Source organism: Brevundimonas alba, from assembly GCF_011927945.1.
Taxonomy (GTDB): domain Bacteria; phylum Pseudomonadota; class Alphaproteobacteria; order Caulobacterales; family Caulobacteraceae; genus Brevundimonas; species Brevundimonas alba.
Genome location: NZ_JAATJM010000001.1, coordinates 629,168 through 648,516 on the forward strand (window position 1 = coordinate 629,168; position 19,349 = coordinate 648,516).

General features: G+C 69.5%; 22 protein-coding genes and 1 tRNA gene. 16 read left to right on the plus strand and 7 right to left on the minus strand.

Annotation, left to right across the window (positions count from 1 at the left end):
* The first annotated feature begins 73 nt into the window (after window positions 1-73).
* Genes GGQ87_RS03090 through GGQ87_RS03135 form a run of 9 tightly spaced genes read left to right on the plus strand, consistent with a single transcriptional unit; the run spans window position 74 to window position 10,197 of the window.
* Window positions 74-1,186 carry an NAD-dependent epimerase/dehydratase family protein gene (locus GGQ87_RS03090; RefSeq protein WP_168045242.1) on the plus strand — a complete coding sequence of 371 codons (1,113 nt, stop codon included), beginning with the start codon at window positions 74-76 and terminating at the stop codon, window positions 1,184-1,186.
* Window positions 1,183-2,226 (plus strand): SDR family NAD(P)-dependent oxidoreductase, encoded by a 1,044-nt coding sequence (locus tag GGQ87_RS03095; protein WP_245161403.1) that lies wholly within the window; start codon window positions 1,183-1,185, stop codon window positions 2,224-2,226. Before GGQ87_RS03090 ends, GGQ87_RS03095 begins: the two co-directional genes overlap by 4 nt.
* Window positions 2,223-3,338 carry a glycosyltransferase family 4 protein gene (locus GGQ87_RS03100; protein WP_209282382.1) on the plus strand — a complete coding sequence of 372 codons (1,116 nt, stop codon included), beginning with the start codon at window positions 2,223-2,225 and terminating at the stop codon, window positions 3,336-3,338. Before GGQ87_RS03095 ends, GGQ87_RS03100 begins: the two co-directional genes overlap by 4 nt.
* Window positions 3,335-4,447: a glycosyltransferase family protein gene (locus tag GGQ87_RS03105; protein WP_168045244.1), complete on the plus strand. Its 1,113-nt coding sequence runs from the start codon at window positions 3,335-3,337 to the stop codon at window positions 4,445-4,447. The genes GGQ87_RS03100 and GGQ87_RS03105 overlap by 4 nt, the downstream gene beginning before the upstream one ends.
* Window positions 4,447-5,538 (plus strand): CgeB family protein, encoded by a 1,092-nt coding sequence (locus GGQ87_RS03110; protein WP_209282383.1) that lies wholly within the window; start codon window positions 4,447-4,449, stop codon window positions 5,536-5,538. The genes GGQ87_RS03105 and GGQ87_RS03110 overlap by 1 nt, the downstream gene beginning before the upstream one ends.
* Window positions 5,535-7,646 (plus strand): bifunctional glycosyltransferase/UDP-glucuronate decarboxylase, encoded by a 2,112-nt coding sequence (locus GGQ87_RS15340; protein ID WP_245161404.1) that lies wholly within the window; start codon window positions 5,535-5,537, stop codon window positions 7,644-7,646. Before GGQ87_RS03110 ends, GGQ87_RS15340 begins: the two co-directional genes overlap by 4 nt.
* A 6-nt stretch (window positions 7,647-7,652) precedes the next feature.
* Complete coding sequence (locus tag GGQ87_RS03125) at window positions 7,653-8,192, plus strand: DUF1003 domain-containing protein (RefSeq protein WP_168045245.1); 540 nt, start codon at window positions 7,653-7,655, stop codon at window positions 8,190-8,192.
* Window positions 8,189-9,175: an MDR/zinc-dependent alcohol dehydrogenase-like family protein gene (locus GGQ87_RS03130; protein WP_245161405.1), complete on the plus strand. Its 987-nt coding sequence runs from the start codon at window positions 8,189-8,191 to the stop codon at window positions 9,173-9,175. The genes GGQ87_RS03125 and GGQ87_RS03130 overlap by 4 nt, the downstream gene beginning before the upstream one ends.
* The gene (locus GGQ87_RS03135; RefSeq protein ID WP_168045246.1) at window positions 9,172-10,197 is read left to right on the plus strand and encodes a Gfo/Idh/MocA family protein; all 1,026 of its coding nucleotides are present in this window, start codon (window positions 9,172-9,174) and stop codon (window positions 10,195-10,197) included. The genes GGQ87_RS03130 and GGQ87_RS03135 overlap by 4 nt, the downstream gene beginning before the upstream one ends.
* A gap of 3 nt (window positions 10,198-10,200) precedes the next feature.
* On the opposite strand, the gene GGQ87_RS03140 is transcribed toward GGQ87_RS03135, so the two are convergent.
* Both GGQ87_RS03140 and GGQ87_RS03145 read right to left on the minus strand, forming a co-directional pair.
* Entirely contained in the window at window positions 10,201-10,911 is a 711-nt protein-coding gene (locus GGQ87_RS03140; protein ID WP_168045247.1) for a Crp/Fnr family transcriptional regulator, read from the minus strand.
* A 379-nt stretch (window positions 10,912-11,290) separates the two neighbouring features.
* A complete protein-coding gene (locus GGQ87_RS03145; protein ID WP_168045248.1) occupies window positions 11,291-12,040 on the minus strand; it encodes a Crp/Fnr family transcriptional regulator in 750 nt (249 codons plus the stop codon).
* A 162-nt stretch (window positions 12,041-12,202) separates the two neighbouring features.
* Here GGQ87_RS03145 and GGQ87_RS03150 point away from each other — a divergent pair, with 162 nt between their 5' ends.
* Window positions 12,203-12,451, plus strand: a complete 249-nt coding sequence (locus GGQ87_RS03150) for a DUF6894 family protein (protein ID WP_168045249.1) — start codon at window positions 12,203-12,205, stop codon at window positions 12,449-12,451.
* Window position 12,452: 1 nt separating this feature from the next.
* Entirely contained in the window at window positions 12,453-12,701 is a 249-nt protein-coding gene (locus GGQ87_RS03155; protein ID WP_168045250.1) for a DUF6894 family protein, read from the plus strand.
* A gap of 1 nt (window position 12,702) precedes the next feature.
* Here the strand turns inward: GGQ87_RS03155 and GGQ87_RS03160 are convergent, their stop codons facing one another.
* Entirely contained in the window at window positions 12,703-13,845 is a 1,143-nt protein-coding gene (locus GGQ87_RS03160) for a DNA cytosine methyltransferase (protein WP_168045251.1), read from the minus strand.
* Window positions 13,846-13,994: 149 nt separating this feature from the next.
* Here GGQ87_RS03160 and GGQ87_RS03165 point away from each other — a divergent pair, with 149 nt between their 5' ends.
* Complete coding sequence (locus tag GGQ87_RS03165; protein WP_168045252.1) at window positions 13,995-14,342, plus strand: ArsR/SmtB family transcription factor; 348 nt, start codon at window positions 13,995-13,997, stop codon at window positions 14,340-14,342.
* Window positions 14,335-14,817, plus strand: coding sequence for an SRPBCC family protein (locus GGQ87_RS03170; RefSeq protein WP_168045253.1), 483 nt, complete (start codon window positions 14,335-14,337; stop codon window positions 14,815-14,817). The genes GGQ87_RS03165 and GGQ87_RS03170 overlap by 8 nt, the downstream gene beginning before the upstream one ends.
* Window positions 14,818-14,849: 32 nt before the next feature.
* Here the strand turns inward: GGQ87_RS03170 and GGQ87_RS03175 are convergent.
* The 3 genes from GGQ87_RS03175 to cpdR form a co-directional block, all read right to left on the minus strand.
* A tRNA-Val gene (locus GGQ87_RS03175) sits at window positions 14,850-14,924 on the minus strand.
* A gap of 109 nt (window positions 14,925-15,033) precedes the next feature.
* Window positions 15,034-15,450 (minus strand): hypothetical protein, encoded by a 417-nt coding sequence (locus tag GGQ87_RS03180; protein WP_168045254.1) that lies wholly within the window; start codon window positions 15,448-15,450, stop codon window positions 15,034-15,036.
* A 46-nt stretch (window positions 15,451-15,496) separates the two neighbouring features.
* Window positions 15,497-15,856 carry a cell cycle two-component system response regulator CpdR gene (gene cpdR, locus GGQ87_RS03185; RefSeq protein ID WP_168045255.1) on the minus strand — a complete coding sequence of 120 codons (360 nt, stop codon included), beginning with the start codon at window positions 15,854-15,856 and terminating at the stop codon, window positions 15,497-15,499.
* A gap of 137 nt (window positions 15,857-15,993) precedes the next feature.
* On the opposite strand from cpdR, the gene GGQ87_RS03190 reads away from it, so the two are divergent.
* Window positions 15,994-16,878, plus strand: coding sequence for an N-formylglutamate amidohydrolase (locus GGQ87_RS03190; RefSeq protein WP_168045256.1), 885 nt, complete (start codon window positions 15,994-15,996; stop codon window positions 16,876-16,878).
* A 246-nt stretch (window positions 16,879-17,124) separates the two neighbouring features.
* On the opposite strand, the gene GGQ87_RS03195 is transcribed toward GGQ87_RS03190, so the two are convergent.
* Complete coding sequence (locus GGQ87_RS03195) at window positions 17,125-17,823, minus strand: DUF599 domain-containing protein (RefSeq protein WP_168045257.1); 699 nt, start codon at window positions 17,821-17,823, stop codon at window positions 17,125-17,127.
* A 136-nt stretch (window positions 17,824-17,959) separates the two neighbouring features.
* On the opposite strand from GGQ87_RS03195, the gene ppa reads away from it, so the two are divergent.
* Together ppa and GGQ87_RS03205 are read left to right on the plus strand one after the other, a co-directional pair.
* The gene (ppa, locus tag GGQ87_RS03200; protein WP_168045258.1) at window positions 17,960-18,517 is read left to right on the plus strand and encodes an inorganic diphosphatase; all 558 of its coding nucleotides are present in this window, start codon (window positions 17,960-17,962) and stop codon (window positions 18,515-18,517) included.
* Window positions 18,518-18,640: 123 nt separating this feature from the next.
* A complete protein-coding gene (locus tag GGQ87_RS03205; RefSeq protein ID WP_168045259.1) occupies window positions 18,641-19,345 on the plus strand; it encodes a Crp/Fnr family transcriptional regulator in 705 nt (234 codons plus the stop codon).
* Window positions 19,346-19,349 lie beyond the last annotated feature (4 nt).

Consider the following 19,349-nt stretch of genomic DNA (forward strand, 5'->3'; position numbering starts at 1 on the left):
GCCCCTCACTCACGCCCCGTATCGGGCGCCGCTCGACGCTCTCCCCGCCTCCGCCGTCTGATCGGGGGACCTCATGGGCGACACGATTCTGATCACCGGCGGCGCCGGTTTCGTCGGCCGGCATGTGGCCCGGGCGCTGCTGGAGAAAGGCCATCGCGTGCGGGCGCTGGACAGCCTGATCGAGCAGGTCCACCCGACCTGCACCCGGCCCGACGAGCTCGATCCCGAGGTCGAACTGATGGTCGGGGACATCCGCGACGAGACGGCCGTGCTCGCCGCCCTGTCCGGCGTCGACAAGGTGATCCATCTGGCCGCCGAGGTCGGGGTCGGCCAGAGCATGTACGCCATCGACCGCTACACCTCGGTCAACGACTACGGCACTGCCGTCCTGTTCCAGCAGTTGATCGATCAGCCGGTGCAGCGGGTCGTCGTCGCCTCGTCGATGAGCATCTACGGCGAGGGCCTGTACCGCACTGCCGACGGCGAGCTGATGCAGGACGTGGTCCGCGGCCCGCGCAATGCAGATGGCAGCTGGGACCCGTTGGACGCGCGGGGCCGGCCGCTAATCCCCGTGCCCACCCCCGAGACCAAACAGACCGCGCTGAAGAGCGTCTACGCCATCAACAAATTCGTCCAGGAGCGGCTGACCCTGACCCTGACGGCCCAGTACGGGATGGAGAGCTGCGCCCTGCGGCTGTGGAACATCTACGGCCCCGGTCAGGCGCTCTCGAACCCCTACACGGGGGTGCTCGCCATCTTCGCCTCACGGATCGCGAACGGCCAGGCGCCGATGGTGTTCGAGGACGGCCAGCAACGGCGCGACTTCGTCCACGTCTCCGACGTCGCCCGCGCCTTCATGCTCGCGCTGGAGAAGCCGGAAGCCGACGGACAGGTGCTCAATATCGGCTCCGGCGAGGACCGCACTGTCGAAGAGGTCGCCCGCCTGCAGGCCGCCTCCATGGGCCGCGCCGATCTGGCGCCGCAGATCATCCAGCAGGCCCGCGCCGGCGACATCCGGCACAACATTCCCGACCTGACCAAGGCGCGCGAGGTGCTCGGCTACGAGGCGCGCGCGGACTTCTCCGAAGGGCTGGAAGAGCTGGCCGAATGGGTCGCGCGGCAGGAGGCCGAGGATCGGGTGGTCGAAGCCCGGCGCGAGCTCGAGATGCGGGGCCTCGTCGCATGAGCCGCATCCTGATCACCGGCGGGGCGGGCTTCATCGGCAGCAATCTGGCGGACCGGCTGGCGGGCGAGGGTCACGACGTCGTCCTGATGGACTCGCTGGCGCGGCCGGGCGTCGAGCAGAACCTCAAATGGCTGCTGCTGCGACATCGCTCGCGCATCCGCAATCTGCAGACGGATGTGCGGGACGCGGCGGCGGTCAGGGCGGCGGTGGAGGAGGCCGACGCGGTCTTCCACTTCGCGGCGCAGGTGGCGGTCACCACCAGCCTGTCCAATCCGCGCGAGGATTTCGACATCAACCTCGGCGGCACGCTGAACCTGCTCGAGGCGGCGCGGGAGCGGCGCACGCCGGTGATCTTCGCCAGCACCAACAAGGTCTATGGCGACCTCGCCGACGTCGATCTGGAACTGGTCGACGACGCCTGGACGCCGGCCGATCCGGCCCTGCGTTCCGCGGGCGTGGACGAGCGGCGGCCGCTTGATTTCCACACCCCCTATGGCTGCTCCAAGGGCGCGGCGGACCAGTACGTCCTCGACTACGCCCGCAGCTTCGACGTGCCCGCCTGCGTCATGCGGATGAGCTGCATCTACGGCCCCCGGCAGATGGGGACCGAGGATCAGGGCTGGGTCGCCCACTTCCTGATCCGCGCCCTGAACGACGAGCCGATCACCCTGTTCGGGGACGGAAAACAGGTGCGCGACATCCTGCACGTCAATGACGCCGTGGACGCCTATGTCGCCGCGCTGGAGCGGATCGGAGAGGTCAGTGGACGTGCCTTCAACCTCGGCGGCGGACCGGCCAACGCCGTCAGCCTCCGCCGGCTGATAACCCAGATCGAGGGGCTGACCGGACGCCGCGCCGACGTGCGGTTCGAGGACTGGCGGGCGGGGGACCAGCGCTACTTCGTCGCCGACGCCTCGGCCGCGCGCGCGGCTCTGGACCTGCCTGAGCCGACCGGCTGGCGCGAGGGCGTCGCCGACCTCGCCCGCTGGCTGCGGTCCGAAAGCAGCCTCGTCAACGCGCCGCAGACGGTCGCGGCATGACGGCGATCCAGCCGCGCCGTGTGCTGATGAACACGGACGCCGTCGGCGGCGTCTGGACCTATGCGCTCGACCTGTCCGCCGGCCTGATCGCGCGGGGGATCGAAGTGACGCTGGCCGTGCTCGGCCCTGCGCCCCAGCCAGGCCAGCGCCGGGCCGCCGAGCGGATCGCCGGCCTGACTGTCGTCGAGACGGGCCTGCCGCTCGACTGGACCGCCGGAGACGCCGGCGCGGTTGCCGCCGCCGCCCACGGCGTGGCCCGGCTGGCGACGGCCCAGGGCGCGGATCTGGTGCATCTCAACACCCCGGCCCTGACCGCCGAGGGCCGGTTCCGGGCGCCGGTCGTCGGCGCCTGCCACTCCTGCCTCGCCAGCTGGTGGAGCACGGTGAAGGGCGAAGAGCCGATGCCGGAGCCGTTCCGCTGGCGCACTGATCTGCTGACCCGGGGCTACGCCGCCTGCGACCGGCTCATCGCGCCGAGCTACTCCTTCATGCAGGAGACCGCCGCCCTCTACGGCGTCCTTCCGCAGGCCGTGCGCAACGGACGGACGCCCCCGACCCGCGTTCCGGCCGCCCGCCGAAATCCGGTCGTGATGACCTCCGGCCGGCTGTGGGATGAGGGCAAGAATTTTCGCACGCTCGACCGCGCCGCCGGGCGGATGCGGGGACAGGTGCACGCCGCCGGATCGCTGAAAGGCCCCGACGGACAGACCGTCGCCTTCGACCACATCCTGTGCCTGAACCAACTCGATGCGCCGGTGCTGGCGGCCCATCTGGAGCGGTCGGCGGTGTTCGCCTCCCTGTCGCTCTACGAGCCGTTCGGGCTCGGCGTGCTGGAGGCGGCGCAGGCCGGTTGCGCCCTCGTCCTGTCCGACATCCCGACCTTCCGCGAACTCTGGCAGGGCGCCGCGGTGTTCGTCCCGGCCGAGGATGACGCGGCCGTGGCGGAGGCTCTGGACGGCCTGCTCGACGATCCGGAACGAGCGGAGGAACTGGGCCGGTGCGCCGCCGAGCGGAGCGCCCGCTTCACCGTCGACGCCATGATCGAGGGCACGCTGGCGGTCTACGGCGAGGCGCTCGCGGCCCGCGCCCCCTTCCCGGAGGTGGCGGCGTGAAGGTCGTCTATTTCACCCACTCGCTGGAGTCGTGCTGGAACCACGGCAACGCCCATTTCCTGCGCGGCGTGCTTCGCGACCTGATCGAGCGAGGGCACGAGGTGGCGGTGCACGAGCCGCGCGACTCCTGGAGCCGGGCCAATCTGATCGCGGACCATGGCGAGGCCGGGCTTGAGCCGTATCGCCGAGCATACCCCGAATTGGGTAGCCGGCGTTTCGACGAACCGAAGCTGGAACAGGCGCTGGACGGCGCCGGTCTGGTCATCGTCCACGAGTGGAACGCGCCCTCGCTGGTCGCCGCCATCGGCAAGGCCCGCAAGCGCGGTGGCCGCTTCAGCCTGCTGTTCCACGACACCCACCACCGGGCCGTCAGCGAGCCCGACGGCATCCGCGCCTTCGATCTGTCTGGCTATGACGGAGTGCTGGCCTTCGGCGAGACCCTGGCCGACGTCTACCGCCGCTGGGGCTGGGGCGACCGCGTCTTCGTCTGGCACGAGGCCGCCGACATCCGCCTCTTCCATCCGCCCACGGACGAAGGACCGCGCGAAGCCCTGATCTGGATCGGCAACTGGGGCGACGGCGAACGCACGAAAGAGCTGGAGACCTTCCTGTTCGCCCCTGCCCGCGACGCGGAGCTGAGCCTCGACATCCACGGCGTCCGCTATCCGTCCGAGGCGCTGGCGATGCTGAAGCGGTACGGGGTCCGCTATCACGGCTGGCTGGCCAACGCCGCCGCGCCCGCCGCCTTCGCGCGCCACATGGCCACGGTGCATGTGCCGCGCCGGTTCTACGTCCGCCAGCTGCCGGGCATCCCCACCATCCGCGTGTTCGAGGCCCTGGCCTGCGGCATTCCCCTGGTCAGCGCGCCGTGGGAGGACAGCGAGGGCCTGTTCACCGTCGGCGAGGACTTCCTGATGGTCCATTCCGGCCCCGCCATGACCCGCGCCCTGCGTGATCTGAAGGCCGACCCCGACCTGCGCCGGTCCCTGGCCGAGCGCGGCCTCGCCACCATCCGCGCCCGCCACACCTGCACCCATCGCGTCGATGAACTGCTCGCCATCGCCGCCCGCCTGAACGCGCCCGCCGCCCCCGAAATGGAGACCGCCTGATGAAGATCGCCTTCTACGGGTCCAGCCTGCTGTCGGCCTACTGGAACGGCGCGGCCACCTACTATCGCGGCATGTTGCGCGAGCTCGCGGCGCGCGGCTGGGAGGTGACCTTTTACGAACCCGACGCCTTCGACCGCCAGCAGCACCGCGACATCGATCCGCCGGTGTGGGCGACGGTGGTGGTCTGGGACAATACGCCCGGCGCCTGCCGCGAAGTCGTCGCCCGGGCCGCCGACGCCGACGTGGTGGTCAAGGCATCGGGCGTCGGGGTGTTCGACGACGAACTGCTGACCGTCTTCGATCATGCCCGACCGGACGCCCTAACCGTCTATTGGGATGTCGACGCGCCCGCGACCCTGGCGGAGATCCGGGGCCAGCCGGAGCATCCGCTGCGCCGCGCCCTGCGCGAGATCGACATGGTCCTGACCTACGGCGGCGGCCCGCCCGTGGTCGGGGCGTTCGAGGCCTTGGGCGCCCGGATGTGCCGGCCGATCTACAATGCGCTGGACCCCACCACCCACCACCCGGTCGAGCCGCAGGCGCGCTTCGCGGCCGACCTGTCGCTGCTGGCCAACCGGCTGCCGGACCGCGAGGCGCGGATCGAGGGGTTCTTCATCGAGCCCGCCGCCTCCCTGCCGGACCGCAGCTTCCTGCTCGGAGGCAATGGCTGGCACGACAAGCCGCTGCCGGCCAACGTCCGCGCCCTCGGCCACGTCGGCACGGCGGACCACAACGCCTTCAACTGTTCGTCGCTGGCGGTGCTCAACGTCTCGCGCGACAGCATGGCCGAGAACGGCTTCTCGCCGGCCACGCGTGTGTTCGAGGCCGCCGGCGCCGGCGCCTGTCTGATCACGGACCACTGGGAAGGCATCGACCAGTTCCTCAAACCCGGCGAGGAGGTGCTGGTCGCCCGCGACGGGCGGGAGGTGGCGGAGCATCTCGCCGCCCTGACGCCGGAACGCGCCCGCGCCATCGGCGAGGCCGCGCGCCGCCGGGTGCTGGCCGAACACACCTACGCACGCCGCGCCGACGAGGCCGACGCCCTGTTCCGCCAGTCCCTCGCCGCCCGCCGCGAAAGGAGCGCCGCATGAGCCGGCCGATGAACATCGTCGTTCTGGGCCTCAGCCTGTCGTCGTCGTGGGGCAACGGCCATGCCGTCACCTTCCGCGCCCTGCTGAAGGCAATGGCGGAGCGCGGCCACCGCATCCTCTTCCTCGAGCGCGAGACGCCCTGGTATGCGGCCCACCGCGACCTCGAGAATCCGGACTATTGCGAGCTGGAATTCTACGACGGGCTGGACGGCCTCAAGGCCTTCGCGGCCGATGTCGCCGCCGCCGACGCGGTGATCGTCGGCTCCTATGTCCCCGACGGGATCGCGGTCGGGGACTGGGCCCGGCGCACGGCGCAGGGCGTCGTCGCCTTCTACGACATCGACACGCCGGTGACCCTCGCCCGGCTGGAGCGGCACGACTGCGACTATCTCTCGCCGCGCCAGATCCCGGATTACGACGTCTACTTCTCCTTCACCGGCGGGCCGACGCTGGAGCGGATCGAGCGGACCTATGGATCGCCCGCCGCCCGCGCCCTCTACTGCTCCGCCGACCCCGACGTGTACCGGCCCGTCGACGCCCCCCGCCGCTGGGACCTGTCCTACCTCGGCACCTGGAGCGAGGACCGCCAGCCGGTGCTCGAACGCCTGCTGATCGAGCCCGCCCGCCGTCTGCCGCAGATGAGCTTCGTCGTCGCCGGTCCTCAGTACCCGGACGACATCGACTGGCCGGCCAACGTTCAGCGCATCGACCATGTGCCGCCCGCCGACCACCCGGCCTTCTACGCCGCCAGCCGCTTCACCCTGAACGCCACCCGCGCCGATATGGTCGAGGCCGGCTTCAGCCCCTCGATCCGCCTTTTCGAGGCCGCCGCCTGCGCCGCCCCGGTCATCTCCGACGTCTGGGACGGGCTCGGCCAGCTGTTCACGCCAGACCGCGAGATCGTCCTCGCCCGGTCGGCGGACGACGTGGTCGCCGCCCTGCAGTCCCCGCCCTCCGAAGGCCGCCGCATGGGCCTCGCCGCCCGCGAGCGGATCCTCGCCGCCCACACCCCCGCCCATCGCGCCGAAACGGTCGAGCGCGAACTGCTCGCCGCCCACGCACAGCGCGGCGACCCCCTGCCCGCCAGATCCACGGAGACTTCGATGAGAAACGTCACGGACCGGAAGTCGGTCCTCGTCGCCGGCGGCGCCGGCTTCCTCGGCTCCCACCTGTGCGATCGTCTGTTGGCGGACGGTCACCACGTCGTCTGCCTCGACAACCTCCAGACCGGCGACCTCGCCAACCTCGAACAGGCGATGAAAAAGCCGAATTTCGAGTTCGTCCGCCACGATGTGGTCGATCCCCTTCCGGTGCGTCTGGCCGAGCGGCGCTTCGACCGCGTCTACGATCTCGCCTGCGCCGCCTCGCCGCCGCAGTACCAGGCCGATCCCGAGCACACGATGCTGACCTGCGTGGTCGGCGTCACCCACCTGCTGCAGCTGGCGCAGAGGTCCGGCGCGCGGTTCCTGCTGACCTCGACCAGCGAGATCTATGGCGATCCGGAGGTGCATCCGCAGCCCGAGACCTATCGGGGCAACGTCAATCCGATCGGCCCCCGCGCCTGCTACGACGAGGGCAAGCGCGCCGCCGAGACCCTGACCTTCGACTACGACCGCGCGGGTCGGGGCGAGGTGCGGGTCGCGCGCATCTTCAACACCTACGGCCCGCGCCTGTCCGCCGCCGACGGCCGGGTCGTGTCGAACGTCGTCAGCCAGGCCTTGGCCGACCAGCCAATCACCGTCTTCGGCGACGGCAGCCAGACCCGGTCGTTCTGCTACGTCGACGACATGATCGGCGGCCTGATTGCCCTGATGGAGCACGACGGCCCCCAGCCCGGTCCCATCAACCTCGGTAACCCTGTCGAGATGACGGTCTCCCGACTGGTCGAGGTCGTGCTCGACCTGACCGGTTCGTCGTCTGAGGTCACCTATCAGACCCTGCCGATCGATGACCCCCGCCGGCGCCGGCCCGACATCGCCCGCGCCGCCGAGGTGCTGGACTGGCGCCCGACCACGCCGCTGGAAGAAGGCCTGCGCCGGACCATCGACTGGTTCGACGGCGAACGCCTGCGCAGCGAACGCGACGCCGCCGCCGCCGTCGGCGCCTGATGGCCGATGGTCACTCCCGACAGCGTCGGCGTGGAAGGCATGGCCTTCGTCCTGCGCCGCAACATCGCCGAGATGCGGGACCGGCGCGAGGCGGCCGCGCGGGCGGCAGGACCCAGCGAGCGGCTGTCGCAGGCGATCACCGACTTCGCCGGCAGCATGCCCTTCGTCCTGCTGCATCTGGCGATGTTCGGGGGCTGGATCCTGATCAACACCCTCGGTCCGGAGTCCCTGCGGTTCGACCCCAGCCTGGTCGTCCTCGCCATGGCCGCCTCGGTCGAGGCCATCTTCCTCTCGACCTTCATCCTGATCAGCCAGAACCGCATCTCCGCCGCCGAGCGGAAGCGGGCCGAGCTGGACCTGCAGATCAACCTGCTGGCCGAGCATGAGGTCACCCGCCTGATCGACCTCGTGACCCGCATCGCCGAACGCCTCGACGTGCCGGCGAGCGACCCCGACCTCGACGAGCTCCGCCAGGATGTCGCCCCGGGCGTCGTCCTCGACACGCTCGCGGAGCCCGAAGACAGCCCCTCTGGAGACAAGACATGACCGACGTTCTGGACAGGACCCGCACCATGCGCGCCGCCGTGGTCACCGGCCCCGGCCTCATGGAAGTCCGCGATGCGCCCCTGCCCGAGCCCGGTCCCGGACAGGTGCGGGTGAAGCTGGAGGGTTGCGGCGTCTGCGCTTCGAACCTGACGCCGTGGGCGGGGCCGGAGTGGATGACCTTCCCGACCGAGCCCGGCGGCATGGGTCATGAGGGCTGGGGCCTGGTCGACGCCGTCGGCGAGGGCGTCACCTCGGTCCGCGTCGGCGAGCGGGTCGCCTCCCTGTCGCACCACAGCTACGCCGAATACGACGTCGCCGACGAGGCGGCGGTGGTCCGCCTGCCGTCCGAGCTGGATGGCCAGCCCTTCCCCGGCGAGCCGCTGGGCTGCGCCTTCAACATCTTCCGGCGCAGCGGGATCAAGTCCGGCGACACCGTCGCGATCGTCGGCATCGGCTTCCTCGGCGCGGTGCTGACGCGGCTGGCGACCGAGGCCGGCGCCCGGGTCATCGCCATCTCGCGCCGCCCCTTCTCGCTCGACCTCGCCACTCGGATGGGCGCGGCCGAGACCATCCCGATGGAGGATCACTACGGCATCATCTCGTGCGTCAACGAGCTGACCGGCGGCGCCTTCTGCGACGTGGTGATCGAGGCCGTCGGCAAGCAGTGGCCGCTCGATCTCGCCGCCGAATTGACGAAGGAGCGGGGGCGGCTGGTCATCGCCGGCTACCATCAGGACGGCCCGCGGCAGATCAATATGCAGCTGTGGAACTGGCGTGGCCTCGACGTCGTCAACGCCCACGAACGCGATCCCGCCGTCTATGCGCAGGGCGTCCGCGAGGCGGTGGAGGCGGTGGTCTCGGGCCGGCTCGATCCGACCCCGCTCTACAGCCATGCCTATCCGCTGGACCGGCTGGACGAGGCGCTGGACGCCACGCGCGACCGCCCGGACGGCTTCCTCAAGGCTCTGGTGATGATGCCATGACCGACGCCCTTCTCGAACGCCCGCCCGTCGCCGCTCCGACGCGCAAGCCGCGCATCGGCTTCCTCGGCGTCGGCTGGATCGGCCGTCACCGGATGGAGGCCATGCTCGCCACCGGCGCCGTCGAGGCCGCCGTCATCGCCGATCCGTCAGAGGCCATGCGCGCCGACGCCGCCGGTCTCGCGCCCGGGGCCGGACAGGCGGCGAGCTTCGACGAACTGCTGGATCACGATCTCGACGGCGTGGTCATCGCCACCCCCAGCGCCCTGCACGCCCAGCAGACCCGGCGCGCCCTCGACCGCGGCATGGCCGTCTTCTGCCAGAAGCCGCTGGGCCGCACCGAGGCCGAGGTGCGCGAGGTCGTCGAGGCCGCCCGCCGCGCCGACCGCCTGCTCGCCGTCGATCTCAGCTACCGCTTCACCGAAGCGGCGATCCGCATCCGCGAGACGATCCGCGCCGGCGCGCTGGGCCGCGTCCATGCCGTCGATCTGACCTTCCACAACGCTTATGGGCCGGACAAGCCTTGGTTCTACGATCCGGCCCTGTCCGGGGGCGGCTGCGTCATGGACCTCGGCGTCCACCTCGTCGACCTGGCCCTGTGGCTGCTGGAGGACACGGCGGTCGTCGACGTCTCCTCGCATCTGTTCTCGGAGAGCCGACCCCTCGCCGGCGCCGAAAAGGCCGAGGATTACGCGGTCGCCACCCTGACCCTCGACACCGGCGCGGTGGTGCGGCTGGCCTGTTCGTGGCGGCTGCCGGCGGGGCAGGATGCGGTCATCGCCGCCAGCCTCTACGGCGAGCGCGGCGGCGCCGAGCTGCGCAATGTCGGCGGCTCCTTCTACGACTTCACGGCCGAGCGGTTCGAGGGCACCTCGCGCCGGCTGCTCGCCTCGCCGCCCGACGCCTGGGGCGGGCGGGCCGCCGCCGACTGGGCCCGTCGTCTTGCAGCCGGCGAGCGGTTCGATCCGGAGGTGGAGAGTCTCATTCCCGTCGCCCGGGCGCTGGACCGGATCTACGGCCGCTAGGCCTCAGGCCACGTGTCGATGTCCGGGCGCGCCTTCCGGTTCGAAATCGCGAACGGCATGGCCGTAGCATTCGCAGGCCATCGCCTCGAGCCGGCCGGCGTCCAGCACCTCCAGCACGCCCCGGCTATAGCGAACCGCGCCAGCGGACTTCAGGTGCAGGGCGCTGGCGTTGAGTGTCGTTCGCTGCACGCCGAGGATCACCGCCATGTCGTCCTGCGTCAGCGGCAGGCGTTGCTTGCCGGTGCGGGCGCAGGTCAGCAGCAGCCATTTCGCCAGCCGCGCCGTCACGTCGTGCAGGGCGCTGCAGGCCAGTTCGTGCTCGGCCCGGACGGCGACATGCCGGACCGTCTGAAGCAGCGCCCGCCGCACGCCCTCGTCCTCGTCCGCCGCCGACCGAAGCACCGACGCGGCTATGGTCCGGGCCGGGCCTCCGATCCGCACCACCGTCCGGCAGGTCTCGGGCGCCGAGGTCAGGCAGGACAGCAGGCCGGCGGCGTCGCCCTGGCCCAGCGCAGCCACTTCCACCATCCGGCCGTCCGCCATGCTGGCGACGCTGGACAGCAGACAGCCCTCGGGAAAGATCACGGTGCGGGGCACGACCCCCTCCTCGCTGACCGTATCGCCGGCTGTCAGCGTCACCTCCCGCACGTGGGTCAGGAGCATCGCCGGGTTCAGCCGATAGAGCGCCAGCAGGAGCTGGTTCTGCGGCGCCATCAACGACGCGTTTTCAGCAGACTGGAGAGTCTCAAGAATCATATCGCGCCAATGATATAATAAATGGGTGCCCGCCCAGAGGTTCCAGAAACACCCTGAAGCAGCCAAGGCATCTACATATCATTGATGCAGCATCGCGTTTCTAACCTGCATCAATCCGGCACAACTTTTCTGAAAGTTGAGCGATTTGGCAACCGGAGGAGGAGCGGTTCAGCTTCTGTCCTCTTATGTCGAGCAGCGTCATTACCTGATGGCGAACAGCGAGAGCGCGGGTCACCCCGTGTGCCGCAGTTCGGGGGGCCGCCCGCAAATCTAGGCATGTTCGGCAGGCCGTCTCTAACCTGTGTTAGTTTTCGACCGGCCGTCAGCGCTTGATCGTTCAGCCAACCTGGGCCGACAATTGCCGGTCGAGGTGCAGGTAGCGGGGGTTGAAGTCCCCGACATCACGCATCCGCTCCCACGACGGGAAGACGATGTTGCGCTTGTTGCGCGTGATCAGCCCGTCGGCCTCGAGCGACTTCAGCGTCCGGTTCACGTGCACTGGCGTCAGGCCGACCGCATCCGCCAGCTGCTCCTGGGTGATAGGCAGCTCGAAGCCCTCGCCGTCGGAAAGGCCCTGCGCCTCCATCCGGCTGGCGAACTCGCACAGCAGATGCGCCAGCCGCGTCCGGGCGTCGCGCCGCCCGACGTTCAGCACCCATTCGCGGAAGATCGAGCCCTCGACCAGGATGCTGCTCAGCACCGCCTGCCGCACCAGCGGCCGCGCGTTGATCAGCTCCTGCAGGTCCTTGCGCGGGATGAAGGCGACCTCGCCCCGGGTCAGCATCTGGACGCTGTGGTCCGCCATGTCCAGAAACAGGTGCTGCATGTCCAGCGCGTCGCCCGGAATGTGCAGGGCCACGATCTGGCGCACGCCGTCGCCGGTCAGCTTCTGCCGATAGGCGAAGCCCGTGCCCAGCACGCCGCACACCGTCGGCACGTCGCCCTCGCGGGTCAGATAGGTCGAGGCTTCCACCGTCCGGGTGCGATGCGGCAGAGCCAGCACCGCCTGCCGATCCTCCTCCGGGAGGTCGACGATCAGCTCCAGCCTTCGCAAAAGCATCTGAAGGGGAGTGTCGGCGAAGGTCATGGGGGCTCCAGCAGCGGGGGCGGGAGCACGTGGAAACTCTCTGTCGCCGAAGCCCGGATAACCGTTCGGTGATACTCTACAATAACATAAGTCGTGCCACTTGCCTTAACTTGTGTTATGTTGACTCCGCTGAGCAGGCTTTCGCCCAGTGCGAAGGTTCTGATGCCGGTCTATTATTTTCACCTCCGCGATGGTCACGACAGCCTCCTTGATCCCGACGGGCGAAAACTTGAGGGCGTGGAGGCGATCGCCCAGTCGGCGCTCGCCGAAGCCCGCGCCCTGATCAGCGAAGAGGCGCGGCAGGGTCGCATCCGCCTCGATCAGCGCATCGATGTCGAGGACGGCAAGGGCCGCGTCGTTCACACCCAGCCGTTCGCCAAAGCCGTCGAGATCACCGGCGGCGGCGGCTGACATGCCCCGCTTCTTCTTCGACATCTCCTCGGACCGCGCCATTCGCGACGATGAAGGCGAAGACCTCGCCGACACCGAGACCGCCCGCGACGTGGCTATCCGCATCGCCGCCGAACTCCTGCCCGTGCACACGCGCCAGCTGGCCCAGACCGGCCGCGTCGCCATCATTGTCCGCGACGAGAATGGCGAGATCATCCACGAGCTGGAATGCCGGCTGACCACCCGGTCCCCGGGCGCCGGCCGGCACTAAATCAGGCGGCCCTGCGTCCCGCGGCAGCCGCCCCGACCAGCGGCTCGAACACATACCGCGCCAGATGGCGCACCACGGGAACCGCCACCCCGTCGCCGGTCAGGTGATAGGCGTCGTTGTAGTTCCGCGGCAGCACATAGCCGTCGGCCAGCCCCATCAGCCGCGCCGTCTCCCGCGCCGAGATCAGCCGCGAGCGCACCCGCGGCCCGTCGACCACCAGGATGATCTGCCGGCTCGATCCCCCGGAGGGCGTGCGCAGGCATCCCGCGACGTCGTCGAACCGCACCTCGGCCCGCTGCACCCGCTCGCCCGCCTCGATCCGCGTCCGCCGATAGACGCCCCCGACCATCCGCCGCCCGGCCCGCCGCGCCGCCTCGACCTTGGCCGAATTGACGGGCGACATCAGGTCCAGCAGCCGCTCCGTCTCGGCCTGGTTATGCCAGTCGACCCCGACGGGGCTCTCCTCGATCAGGTCGGCGAAGGTCGCGGCCCGCCGCTCCGGCGGCGGCACGTTCCACCACAGCAGCTTCGCCCGCACGTCCTCCGGCAGGGCCGCCGCCGCCCTCTGAACCGCCCGGGTATGGAACGGCTCGACCGGCCCCGGCGCCAGCATCTCTGGCGCGGCCTCGACATCCTCCCGCACCCCGATCACGAACAGCCGCGGCCGGCTCTGCGGCACGAACAGCTCGGCGTTGATCACCAGCGCGCCATAGCGGTAGCCGGCCTCCGCGAAACTCCGGCAGATGGCCTCGAAATCCCGCCCGCCGTGCGAGGTCAGCGTGCCGCAGACATTCTCGACCGCCACCAGCCGCGGCGCCCGCCCCTGCTCCGCCAGCCCTCCGACCAGACCCATGAAGGCGTGGAAGGTCCCCGACCGCTCGCCGCCCAGCCCGGCCCGCACCCCGGCCAGCGACAGGTCCTGACAGGGAAAACTGCCCCACATCAGGTCCGGCTCGCCCGGCAGGGCCGCCACCTCCAGCGCCCGCACGTCCCCGACCGTCAGTTCCCCCCCCGTGCCCCAATTCGCCTGATAGGCCAGTCCCTTCCGGGCGTCGAAATCGTTGGCGAACAGGCAGGTCCAGCCCTCGCCGAGCCCCGCCCGCACCATCCCGCCCCCGGCGAAGAACTCATAGAAGCTGGGCAAGCGTCATCCCCGGATCGAAGCAGGCCTGAAGCCTACAGTGCGTCGCGTTGGGGAGGAAATGACGCTCCGCCCCTGAACCCCGCCTCCACAGTGAGCCAACCAGCTCACCAACATTGACACGCTCCGCCCGCGCGCTCATGGTAAGCCGCATGGCTAACCATGAGCAGACCGTCGACCGCGTCTTCCACGCCCTGTCGGATCAGACCCGCCGCGCCATCGTCCTGCGCCTGAGCGAAAAGCCCGCCGCCGTCGGCGAGCTGTTCACGCCACTCCCGATGGCCCTGCCCAGCCTGCTCAAACACATCCGCGTGCTGGAGGATTGCGGGCTGGTCGCCACCAGGAAGGTCGGCCGCGAACGGATCTGCGAGATGCGGCCCGAGGCCCTGCGCCTGACCGACGGCTGGTTCGCCCACCAGCGCGCGCTCTGGGAGGCCCGCCTCGACCGGATGGAAGCCTACGTCCTCGATCTGCAGACACAGGAAAAGAACAATGACTGACCCCTCCCTCGACACCTGGGCTATCGACCGCGAGATCGTGCTGTCGAAGGTCGTCGCCGCGCCGCGCGATCTGGTCTTCAGGGCGTGGACCGATCCCCGCCACCTGCCGGTCTGGTTCGGCCCCGCAGGCTTCCACGTCGAGACGCAGGAGATCGACATCCGTCCCGGCGGCCGCTGGCGCTTCGTCTTCACCGGCCCCGACGGGACCCGCTACACCAACCGGATGGTGTTCCTGAGGATCGACACGCCTCGCCTGATCGAGATCGAGCACGGCTCCGACATCGACGACGACCCGAACCGCTTCCGGACGATCGTCACCTTCGATGAGCAGTCGAACGGCAAGACCGTCGTCACCCTGCGCCAGCTGCATCCGACGGCGGCGCAGCGCGATGCGGGGATTGCCTTCGGCGCCGTCGAATACGGCTACCAGACGCTGGACAAGCTCGCCCGGCACGTCGAGGCCGAGGCGGGCTGAGCGCCGGCTGGATCAGGTTTTCAGGGAAGGAATGGTGGACGCGACAGGGATTGAACCTGTGACCCCTTCGATGTCAACGAAGTGCTCTCCCGCTGAGCTACGCGTCCGCCGTGGCGGTTCCCGGGAAGCCCGGGAACGGGAAGGCGCGGTCTATAACCCGGCCTCTTCGCCGTTCGCAAGACCCAAACCGATGGTCCGGCGCGTCATGAGCCGTCGTCAGTCCGTGATCTGCTGTTCCAGCGCCGCACGCTGGGCCGCCCAGCGCACTTCCGTTTCCGGACCGCGCCGAAGCATCAGGGGATAGAGCCCGGCCAAGGCGTCGCAACGCAGTGTCATCGCCTCGCCCCAGGCGGCAAGGCTGGCGCGGTCCGCCTTCGCCGCCGTCACCCCGGTCTCGAACACCGTCCGGGCGGCCGCGCCGCCCTCGGTCGCCCGGGACATGATCTGATCCTCGGTCAGGTCGGGATGGGCGGCTTCGACGGCCACGAGGACGGAAATCGCTTGGTTCCGGTCCGACTCCCAACCCAGTGTCGAGCAGATCGCCGCGTCGAAGATGTCCCGGCCAGCCTCGAACGCCGGATCGGACGGCGTCTGGACAGCCGTCAGCGACAGGGAAGCGAGCAGGATCAACATGACGGCTTGCCTTCAGAACGGGCGGATGCGCCGCCGCGGCAGGCCCTTAGGCCGCCGCCACCATTCGTTCAACCTCGCCGACGAGGTCGCGCAGGTGGACGGGCTTGGACAGCACCTTGGCCTGCGGGCTGGCCTGGGCCGCCGACAGGGCGACGGCGGCGAAGCCGGTGATGAACATGATGCGGATGCCGGGCTGGCGGCTGGCGGCGACCCGCGCCACCTCGATGCCGTCGGCGCCGGGCATGACGATGTCGGTCAGCAGCAGGTCCCACGGACCCTGATCGAGGGCGTCTATCGCGTCGTCGCCGTTCTCGCAGTCGACCACCGAATGGCCGGCCCGTTCCAGCGCCCGCGTCAGGAAACCCCGGAGCGAGTGATCGTCCTCGGCCAGTAGAATGCGCGCCATGAAGTGTCTTCGCCCCGTCTTGTTGGCGAAACGCTACGACCGGATCGGTAAACCCGCCATGAAAATCCCTGTTCCGGCGAAGCAGGGAACCGGCGCGAACCTGTGGATCGATGCGAGAAACGCGGTAAGGAGCGGCGATGGCCGAGGGACCGGATCACAGGGCGGACGAGGCGGACGGGGCGCCGTTCTCCGTCGTCATGCCGGATGCGCCGGGCCGGTTCGTGTTCGCCTCTCCGCATTCGGGCGACCGGTATCCCGATGACATGGGCATGGCGTCGGGGCTGGAATCGGCCAGCCTCCGCAGCGCCGAGGACGCCCTGGTCGACAGGCTGATCACGCCGGGCATGAAGGGCGCCGCCCTGCTGTTTGGCCGGGTCGGCCGCGCCTATGTCGATCTGAACCGGGATCCCGCCGATCTCGACCCGGCGCTGGTCGATGGGCTTCAGGGCGCCGCGGCATCGGCGCGAACGACGGCGGGGTATGGCGTCATTCCGCGCCTGACCGGCGACGGGCGGGCCCTCTATGATCGACAGCTTTCCCTCGACGAGGCCCGCAGCCGGGTCGAGCGGACCCATGCCCCCTATCACGCCGCCCTCGACGACCTGATGCGCGCCGCCCACGCGCGCTGCGGCGAGGCGGTGCTGGTCGACTGGCATTCGATGCCGGCCCGGGCGACGCAGGGCGTCGGCGGCGCGCGCGGACCGGACGTGGTGCTGGGCGACCGGCACGGCTCGTCCTGCGCGGCGGCGCTGACGCGGCGGCTGCGCCGGTCGTTCGAGGCGCTGGGCTGGCGGGTGGCGCTGAACCAGCCCTATTCCGGCGGCTGGACGACACAGGCCTGGGCCCGGCCTTCAGAGGGTTTTCACGCCGTGCAGATCGAGCTGAACCGGGCTTTGTATCTCGATGAGGCGACCCTGCAGCCCGGCCCCGGCTGGTCCCGCTGCGCCGCCGGCGTGGCGCGCGTGATCGACGATTTGTTGACCGATCTTCCGCCTCTCGGCCAAGGCGCCTCACGGGCGTAAAAAAAGCCGCGCCCGAGGGCGCGGCATAAAAGTCTTTAGGGAGGAAACGCCCAGGAAGGGCATGACGCCTCGCGGCGTCGAAAATCAAGCTAGTGTGCAGTGCACAAAGCGTCAACCGGATATTTCGCACCTGCGATCACGCCATGTAACGACGATTATCGTCCCAACCAGCGCCTCGTAACCGCTTTCAGCGGTGAGTTTCACCGCAAACCGTGCGCGATTGCGAAACAGCTGCGCCATTCCCATTCAGTCCGACGGCAGATGCTGCTCCAGTAGCCGCCGGGCCGTCCGCACCGCCCGGGCCGCCGGCGAGGCCGCCTGACGCCAGACCAGCAGGCAGAACACCACCACGACGCCCACAGCCAGCCACAGCGGCCCGAACAGCCAGGCCGCCGCCGCCAGTCCGAAATAATAGCCGCGCACCCCTTGGCTGAAGGCGCTCAGGGCCGGGTTGAGCAGATTGGCCGCCGCCTCGCCCAGCGCGACCCGGTCCGACTCCGTATGCATTTCCGGCGCGGCTCCGATCAGGGCAAGGGCGTAGTTCATCTGCCGGATCGACCAGATGAAATCGAGCAGTCCCCGCGCCAGACAGAGCAGCACCAGCGCCAGCTTCGCCTCCAGCAGCCGGGTCGAACCCATGCCCTCGTCAATGATGGCCACGCCCTGCAACGCCTGTTCGCCGCCGAACAGGACGCTCGCGACCGCCGCGATCAGCAGCAGGCTGGTCGAGGCGAAGAAGCCCGCCGAATTGATGGTGTGGCCCATCAACTGGCTGTCGACGATCCGGACCTCCCGGTGGGTCATGACCATCATCCAGGCCCGCCGCACCACGATCATGTCGTCGTTCAGCGAGCCGCTGCGCCGGGCCAGAAGCGCCAGCAGCGGCCCGTAGCCGAGCCAGCACAGGAAGAACAAACCCAGCGCGAGGCCTTCGAAGATCGTCATGGCCGCTCCCGCTCCATCGCCCTGCAACTCGTGGCCCGCCGAACCGCCGGGGGCAAGTCCGCCTTGCTTCGGGCAAGTTGCGCGCCTATCACGCCGCCCTCCCCGTTACCGCACTGCACCATAGACGAGCCCCGTCATGAACATCGACGCCATTCCCGCCGGTCCGAACCCGCCCTGGGACGTCAACGTGGTCATCGAAATCCCGCAGGGCGGCCTGCCGGTGAAATACGAGATGGACAAGGCGTCGGGCGCCCTGTTCGTCGACCGCTTCCTGCACACGGCGATGTATTATCCGGGCAACTACGGCTTCATTCCGCACACCCTGTCGGATGACGGCGACCCCTGCGACGTGATCGTGCTGAACCCGACGCCGGTCGTGCCGGGCTGCATCATCCGCTCGCGTCCCATCGGGGTGCTGAAGATGGAAGACGAAGCCGGCGGCGACGAGAAGATCCTCGCCGTGCCGGTCGACAAGCTGAACCCCTATTACACCGACATCGCCAGCTACCGGCAGCTGCCGGCCATTCTGGTCGAGCAGATCGAGCATTTCTTCACCCGCTACAAGGATCTGGAGAAGGGCAAGTCGGTCACGGTCAAGGGCTGGGGCGACGCTGGCGAGGCCGCCGAACTGATCGCCGCCGGCATGCGCGCGCATCAGGACAAGCTGAAGGCCAAGGCCGCCAACGCCGCCTGAGCGCGGGAGCCGAAAGTCGGCTCGCCGACGCTGTTCCGGCTCGCTTGAAATTCCTCAAGTCTCTTCGCAGATTAAGTCGATTTCCGGCGGACGGATCGTTCCGCCATCCCCTAATCGGCGAATATGCGCTCGGCCACGCTTCGTAATCACCTGCTTGATCGCCTGTCCCCGGAAGACCGGGATGCGGTGCTCTCCGCCTCGACCCGGTTCGAATTCGAACTGGGCCATGTCTTCGCCCAGGCGGGAGACGCGGTCGCCCACGTTCACTTCGTTCTCAGCGGCATCATTTCCGGCGTCGCGGACATGGAGGACGGCCGGACGGTCGAAACCTTCATGGTCGGCCGCGAGGGCGTCACCACCCCGGGGGCCGTCAATGTCCCGGTCAGAACCTATTCGCGTCTGACGGGTCAGTCGCCCGGCGAGACGCTCCGCATTGAGGTCAGCCGCCTGAAGGCGCTGGCCGACGAGCGGCCGAACCTGCGTGAGGTCGTCGCTCTCTACGCCGCGGGGCTTCAGGGGGAGTTGGAACAGTCCGGCGCCTGCAACGCCCTTCACCGCTCCGACCAGCGCTTCGCCAAATGGCTGCTGCGCTGCCACGACCGGATCGACGGCGACACCCTGCACCTGACGCAGGAATATCTGGCCAGCCTGCTCGGCTCCCAGCGCACCACTGTGAACGAAGCGGCACAGGGACTGCAGAAGGCGGGCGCGATCAGCTATTCGCGCGGCCGGGTGACCATCCTGGACCGGGCCGCGCTCGAGCGCGCCGCCTGCGAATGCTACACCAACGGCCGCCGCTCCAGCCTCGACATCCCCAACCCGGAATAGCGGC